Source organism: Flavobacterium sp. (assembly GCF_035760125.1).
Lineage (GTDB): Bacteria > Bacteroidota > Bacteroidia > Flavobacteriales > Flavobacteriaceae > Flavobacterium.
The window spans coordinates 1-6,669 of the sequence record NZ_DASTTN010000140.1; the positions used below are offsets into that span (position 1 = coordinate 1).

The 6,669-nt window shown below is 34.6% G+C and carries 7 protein-coding genes; 6 read left to right on the forward strand and 1 reads right to left on the reverse strand.

From position 1 onward, the window contains the following. The 5 genes from VFS71_RS05525 to VFS71_RS05545 all read left to right on the forward strand — a co-directional run. Positions 1–580, forward strand: a 580-nt coding sequence (locus VFS71_RS05525; protein WP_414655987.1) for a hypothetical protein, incomplete at its 5' end; no start/stop codon positions are given. Between the two features lie 351 nt (positions 581–931). Then, entirely contained in the window at positions 932–1,507 is a 576-nt protein-coding gene (locus tag VFS71_RS05530; RefSeq protein ID WP_326399863.1) for a DJ-1/PfpI family protein, read from the forward strand. Positions 1,508–1,737: 230 nt separating this feature from the next. Then, entirely contained in the window at positions 1,738–2,316 is a 579-nt protein-coding gene (locus tag VFS71_RS05535) for a peptidylprolyl isomerase (RefSeq protein WP_326399865.1), read from the forward strand. 66 nt (positions 2,317–2,382) lie between these two features. Continuing rightward, entirely contained in the window at positions 2,383–2,889 is a 507-nt protein-coding gene (locus VFS71_RS05540; protein WP_326399867.1) for a GNAT family N-acetyltransferase, read from the forward strand. Between the two features lie 54 nt (positions 2,890–2,943). Next, complete coding sequence (locus tag VFS71_RS05545; protein WP_326399869.1) at positions 2,944–3,408, forward strand: DUF962 domain-containing protein; 465 nt, start codon at positions 2,944–2,946, stop codon at positions 3,406–3,408. Here the strand turns inward: VFS71_RS05545 and VFS71_RS05550 are convergent. Then, positions 3,391–6,147, reverse strand: a complete 2,757-nt coding sequence (locus VFS71_RS05550) for a cation-transporting P-type ATPase (RefSeq protein ID WP_326399870.1) — start codon at positions 6,145–6,147, stop codon at positions 3,391–3,393. The two genes, VFS71_RS05545 and VFS71_RS05550, sit on opposite strands and share 18 nt — an antisense overlap. A gap of 343 nt (positions 6,148–6,490) precedes the next feature. Between VFS71_RS05550 and VFS71_RS20240 the strand changes: the two genes are divergently transcribed. Next, positions 6,491–6,669, forward strand: a 179-nt coding sequence (locus tag VFS71_RS20240; RefSeq protein WP_414655988.1) for an NmrA family NAD(P)-binding protein, incomplete at its 3' end; no start/stop codon positions are given.

Here is a 6,669-nt window from a genome sequence, read left to right on the forward strand (position 1 = left end):
CCTATTCATTATAGCATTTGTATTGATTTCCTGCAAAAACGAAGCTGAAAACCAAACGCCTAAAGTAGTTGTTCCTTTTACTCAACTTGCCAATACACAAGCAAATCAAACGGTCGCTGCACCTCAACCCAGTATACTTTATCAGCAAAATGGTGTAAATCAAAATACAGCAACTCAGGCACAAACTCAAACACAAACAGTAGCTGCTCCAGTGACTGTTGCAAAGGGAATGAATCCTTCACATGGTCAACCAGGTCACCGTTGTGACATTCCTGTAGGAGCTCCTTTGAACTCCCCTATAGCTGCTAATTCCACAACGTCACAAGTTGTCTCAAATCAGGGTCAATCTGTGACTACAACAACTATACCGACTGCAAAGGGTATGAATCCTCCCCACGGCCAGCCTGGACACCGTTGTGACATTCCTGTAGGAGCACCGTTAAATTCTCCTGTCGCTGCTAATAAACCATCAACTCCAGAAGCAGTTCCAAATTATATTGTTTCTCCACCTTCAACAAATGAAACTCCAACTTCAACACCTGCAGAAACAACTCCAGCTACAACTGTACCTGGGCAATAAATTTTAATTGGGCGTATCCCTTAGTCTCGTCCCAAAAGACGATACTGTGGGTCGTGCTGTACGCTCCCGCTTTTTTTTGATTCTTAAAAAAGGAATCAAAAAAAGAGCTCCACTACCATCACTCATGCAAAACAAGATCATCAGTATATAATTGATTCTTTTTATAAACAAAGGTCATCCGCAAAAAACTCCAAACACACACCTAATTTAAACAACTAAAAACCAAATCAATAAATACTTTTTTCTTAACTTTATAAACCAAAAAATCAGATTCTACTTATACAATATATGTATAACCTATTCTATTTTTTGTTTTACAAAAGTTTGTATTAATTTTTAAATAGTATAAAAATGAAAAAAGTATTGTTCTTGACAGGTGATTTCAGCGAAGACTATGAAACTATGGTTCCATTTCAGATGTTGGAAATGGTAGGCTACACCGTCCACGCCGTTTGTCCCGACAAAAAAAAGGGAGAAACCATAAAAACAGCAATCCATGATTTTGAAGGCGACCAAACCTATACCGAAAAACCGGGACACAACTTCACATTGAATTATAGTTTTAATGAAGTAAAAGTATCCGATTATGACGGATTAGTCATTGCAGGTGGAAGAGCTCCAGAGTATTTAAGATTGAACGAGAAAGTAATCGAAATAACTAAGCATTTTTTCTCAACCAATAAACCAGTGGCCGCAATTTGTCATGGTATTCAGATTTTAACAGCTGCTGACGTAGTGAAAGGACGAAAACTAACCGCTTATCCAGCAGTAGGTCCAGAAGTGACATTAGCCGGCGGAATCTTTCAATCCATTCCTGTAGATGGAGCCTATGTGGACGGAAATCTGGTTACCTCACCCGCTTGGCCAGCTCATCCAAGTTTCATCAGAGAATTTCTAAAAATTATGGGAGCTAAAATTGAAATTTAATTTTCCACAAATGATTTCTTCAAATAAAAGGAATTAAAAAATTAGCTTAAATAACAGCCTATGGAGCTACAGCAAAAAAACATTTTTGTTGTAGCTCTTATATTTTTGAATGATATAAAAACATCTTCAAGAATAAGCCAGCCAATTCATTTTTACAGATCACTTTTTTTATCTTTGAAACCTATTCCGAATGCCTTTTAAAAAGTAAAACATAAACATACTATAGAAAAATGAAAAGATTTTCACTAACCGTTATTATAATGCTTTTTGTGACCCAGTCGATTGTGGCACAAAAAAAGGAAGTATGTTACATTACCACTTCACTGGGGAAAATTACAATAGAATTATATCCCGAAAAAGCCCCGATTACGGTAGCAAATTTTTTAAAATATGTAGATGCACATTTGTATGATAACAGTAGCTTCTTTCGAGCAGTAACACTAAACAATCAACCCAAAGATTCCATAAAGATTGAAGTCATACAGGGTGGCGAAATTGATTCTACAAAGACATTTGCACCTATTCTGCTTGAAACAACAAAACAAACGGGATTGACTCATAAAAACGGAACCCTTTCTATGGCGAGAGACAAACCCAATTCCGCTACCACCAATTTTTTTATTTGCATAAATGACCAACCATCTTTAGATTATGGCGGTAAAAGAAATAAAGATGGACAAGGTTTTGCCGCTTTTGGCACCGTTATAAAAGGCATGGAAATCGTAAAAAAAATTCAGCAACTTCATCCCGAACAGGAACAATACTTCAAACCCGAAATACAGATTATTTCCATAACAAGAAAGAAATAACATATTAGGTACGGCTTGAATCCTCAATTATTTAAAATCAAAAACACTAGAATATTCATTAGCACTATGATTACAATTGCAACACTAGAAGACGTTTTAGCTTTAGAAAAATTAATTAATTCTGCCTACCGTGGCGAAACTTCTAAAAAAGGATGGGCCTCCGAAGCTAATCTTTTAGAAGGAAAAAGAATTACTTTAGATGAATTAGAGGAAACTATTAAAAATAAAGACAATACTATTTTAAAATATACAGAAAACAACCAAATCATTGGATCTGTTTTACTTACCAATAAAGGAGACAAACTCTATTTGGGAATGCTATCTATTTCACCTGAATTACAAAATAAAGGCCTTGGAAAAAAACTATTGCAGGAAGCAGAAATTCATGCGTTATCCTTAAGCTTATCCAAAATTGTAATGACAGTTATTACTATTAGGAAAGAATTGATTGAATGGTATAAAAGACATGGATATGTTGATACAGGAGTAAGAGAACCATTCCTACTCAATGATTATGATACCATTATTACAGACCAACATTTGGAATTTATAGTCTTAGAAAAAATACTTTAGCACTTTTTTATCCATTGGTTATTATTTTATAAATTAGTAAAAAAAATATAAAATATGAAAACATTAGACCAATGGTTTGAAGAATATGCAGTAAGTCATCAAAATCCAAAAAATAAGGCCATACACTATATTTGTGTTCCTGCAATTTTCTTTTCGATTGTAGGTTTGCTAATGAGTATCCCCAATTCTTTTTTGAATGATTTACTGCACCTCAACCAACCAATAATTGAAAATTGGGCTGTAGTTGTTTTGCTTTTTGTATTGCTGTTTTACCTACGATTGTCTGTTGCCATGGCAATTAAAATAGCTGTTTTTTCATTCCTCTGTTTAATACTTAATTTTTACATTGGACAGTTCGTTCCTCTTTGGGCTTTTTCTATCGGTGTTTTTGTTGTGGCTTGGATTGGACAATTTTATGGTCATAACATTGAAGGTAAAAAACCATCATTCTTGAAAGATATTCAGTTTTTAATGATTGGCCCTGCTTGGGTTGTTCATAATTTATTTTCTAAAAAATAAAGGTTTTATATAATGCTGTTTATATTTACTCTTTTGACTATTTTTTTTTTTGATTTCAAATATTAAAAGACACGTAACACCAGCACTTATTGCCAAAAGCCAATCCAGTAGTTGTAGCGGGTAAGTGTGAAAATAAAGATTAAAAATAGGTATATAGACAACGAGTACTATACAGAAAATAGAAAATGCAAATGCCAGCAAAAGATTTCTGTTTGAAAATAAATATTTCCCTAAAACATTTTCATAAGTTCTTCTCGAAAGGAGATTGCCAAACTGACCAAAAATTATGGAGACAAATGTAATCGTGATTGCTTTTTCATAATTACCAACACCCATAGGATTCATAAAAAAGGAATAGAGAAACGCTACATAAGCTACAATACCCATCACAATTCCCGAAAAAGCGATTCCTTTCATCTCTGTCTTGGTCAGTATTTTGTCTTTAGGATTTCGCGGACGATTTTCCATGATATTTTTTTCGGGTGGATCATAGGTAAGCATTATAAGCGGAAACATTTCTCCTACCAAATCAATCAATAAAATCTGGACTGCTAATATTGGAGTTGCTACCCCCAAAAAAGAACCAACAAAACCAAACAACACACAAATGAGCTCAGCCATATTAGATGACAGATTTGTTTTAATTGTCTTTTCAAGATTTCTAAAAATAGTTCTTCCTTCTTTTACCGCAACAACAATAGTCGCAAAATTATCATCCAGCAAAATCATATTGGCCGCTTCCTGCGCCACTTTAGAACCATTCTTTCCCATGGCGACTCCTATATCAGCTCGTTTCAAACTCAAGGTATCGTTGACACCATCACCTGTAACGGCAACAATTTCGCCAAGCTTCATCAGTAAATCTACAATTCGTAATTTATCGTCAGGCGATACTCTTGAAAACAACAATGCTCTTTTTTGAAAAACAGTTTTCAAGTCATCATCACTCATCGTTTGCAATGTCGTGGAATTAACTACTGTCGGCAACTCATTTCCTTCATTCATCAACCCAATATTCTTAGCAATTGCCTTGGCTGTAACTTCATTATCACCTGTTATCATAAACACTTTCATGTGTGCTTTAAAAACTTGTTCAATGGCTGATTTCACTCCCTCGTTTGGAGGATCAAACATAGTAACGAATCCTGCAAAAGTCAAATCTTGCTCCACCTCATCAATGCTATAATTCCCTTTGGTTTCGAGGTCTTTGTAAGCTATGGCAATTACCCGCAATGCATTTTGGGAAAATGCCGCTGCCATAGAGAGAATTTGTCTCCTTATTTCGGCCGTTAATTCCTCTACTTTTCCATTTGCAATTAATTTTGTCGAAGCTTCCAGAACTGATTCAATAGAACCTTTTACCGAGGAAATAGTTTTATCCTTATGTTTCCGGATAATAGTTGCCCTTTTTCGGAAGGAATCAAATCGGAACGCCTTTACAAAAAGATAATTTTTTTCTATTTCTTCCAATGTAAATCCTGCTTTCATCGCAAGTGTTGCAAAAGAAGCTTCGGTAGGGTCTCCAATGCAATACCAAGAGGGATGATAATTATCTGGCGGACTTATTTTTCCAGTAGAAGATAAAAATCCCGAAAGAAAAAATATTTTTAAATCTCCCAAAGAATCTTTCTTCAAAACTTTTCCTTGTTCATTTGAAATACTGCCAAGAGGTTCATAACCCAATCCAGAGACCGAAAATGATTCCCCATTAAAATAACACCCCGTAATGGTCATTTCGTTTTTGGTGATTGTTCCCGTTTTATCTGATGCAATCACAGTTGCTGAGCCTAGCGTTTGTGCTGATGCCATTTTTTTTACTATCGCTTTTCTTTTTGCCAACCGAGCTACCGCCAAAGCAAGTGCCATCGAAATTTGTGCCGGTAAACCTTCTGGAACCATGGCTGCAGCAACGCTTACAGAAAAAACCAATGCTAAAACAAGAGAATCATGCAAAAGTAATCGTATCCCGAAAAGGAAAGCCGCGATTATTAGGGTAACAAATGTGAGTTTTTTGGCAACATCGGCAATCTCAATTTGTATAGGAGCATCGGCAATCTTAATTTTTTGAGAAGAAGTGCTAATTTTTCCAATTTCTGTTTGCATTCCCGTAGCATACACAATCCCTGTGGCTTCACCTCTGGCAACGGTAGTTCCCATGAAAATGCAATTTTGCATTTCGGCTATAGTCAATTTTGTATTCGTAGCAAATAAATGATCTTTATTGGATGGTAACGATTCACCTGTGAGAATAAATTCGTTTGTGGAAAAATCTTTTGAATCAATCAAACGAATATCGGCCGGAATTCCGTCCCCTTCACTCAATTTCACAAGATCACCGGGAACAAGATCGTCCGCAAAAATTTCTGTTGTATGGCCTTCCCTTATGACAATACATTTGTTCACAACAAGTTTTTTAAGTGATGATAAAATGTTTTCGGCTTTCCATTCTTGATAGAAACCAATTAATGCATTCAAAACTACGATCATCAAAAGGATTGATCCATCACGTTCTTGTCCCAAAAAGAAGGACACTATAGAAGCCACAATTAAAATCAAGACTAATGGACTTGTGAATTGGGAAAAAAGCATTTTTAATGCATTTCTGTTACGGGCAGCTTTTAGAGTATTGCTCCCATACTTATTACGTGCTGAAAGAATTAAATTTTCATTAAGACCTCTATTGGCATTACTGTTTAATTGTGCAATGACATCTTTAATATTTTGATTGTAGAATTCCATATGCTATTATTTATTGCAAAAAACAATTAAAAAAATAACCCAAAGACTCTAATTATATATTTAAAATTTAATTCAAAAAAAAAAATAAACCATTGAAAAAAATCACCCTTAAAGATACTAATTATTGCAAGATGAATAGTTTTAAAACTTGCGTTTAAATCTTAGAAAAACAGAAAATAAGAATCCATAATTATTTCGTCCTCCCCTAATCTATTCAATGTGTTTGCTTGATTTTAAATTCAATTAAAAACAAGTGTTTTTCAAAACAAAAAAAATACAAGTATCTAAAAATCAAATAAATAATATTTTTTAATTAACTTTATGTACCTAAAAAAAAATCAAAATGGAAAATAAAACACCTATCAAAGTTGATGATAAAAAATTAATCACCGTTTTTGGTGCTACAGGAGCACAAGGCGGCGGACTTGCCAGAGCAATTTTGGCAGACAAAAACAGTGAGTTTGCCGTAAGGGTTGTAACCAGAGATATTAATTCAGAAAAATCCAAAGCATTCTCAAAATT

Excerpts from the sequence above, each read along its gene's own strand:
- VFS71_RS05540 (WP_326399867.1), top strand. The coding sequence starts at position 2,383 with ATGATTACAATTGCAACACTAGAAGACGTTTTAGCTTTAGAAAAATTA.
- VFS71_RS05535 (WP_326399865.1), top strand. The coding sequence starts at position 1,738 with ATGAAAAGATTTTCACTAACCGTTATTATAATGCTTTTTGTGACCCAG.
- VFS71_RS05530 (WP_326399863.1), top strand. The coding sequence starts at position 932 with ATGAAAAAAGTATTGTTCTTGACAGGTGATTTCAGCGAAGACTATGAA.
- VFS71_RS05550 (WP_326399870.1), bottom strand. The coding sequence starts at position 6,147 with ATGGAATTCTACAATCAAAATATTAAAGATGTCATTGCACAATTAAAC.
- VFS71_RS05545 (WP_326399869.1), top strand. The coding sequence starts at position 2,944 with ATGAAAACATTAGACCAATGGTTTGAAGAATATGCAGTAAGTCATCAA.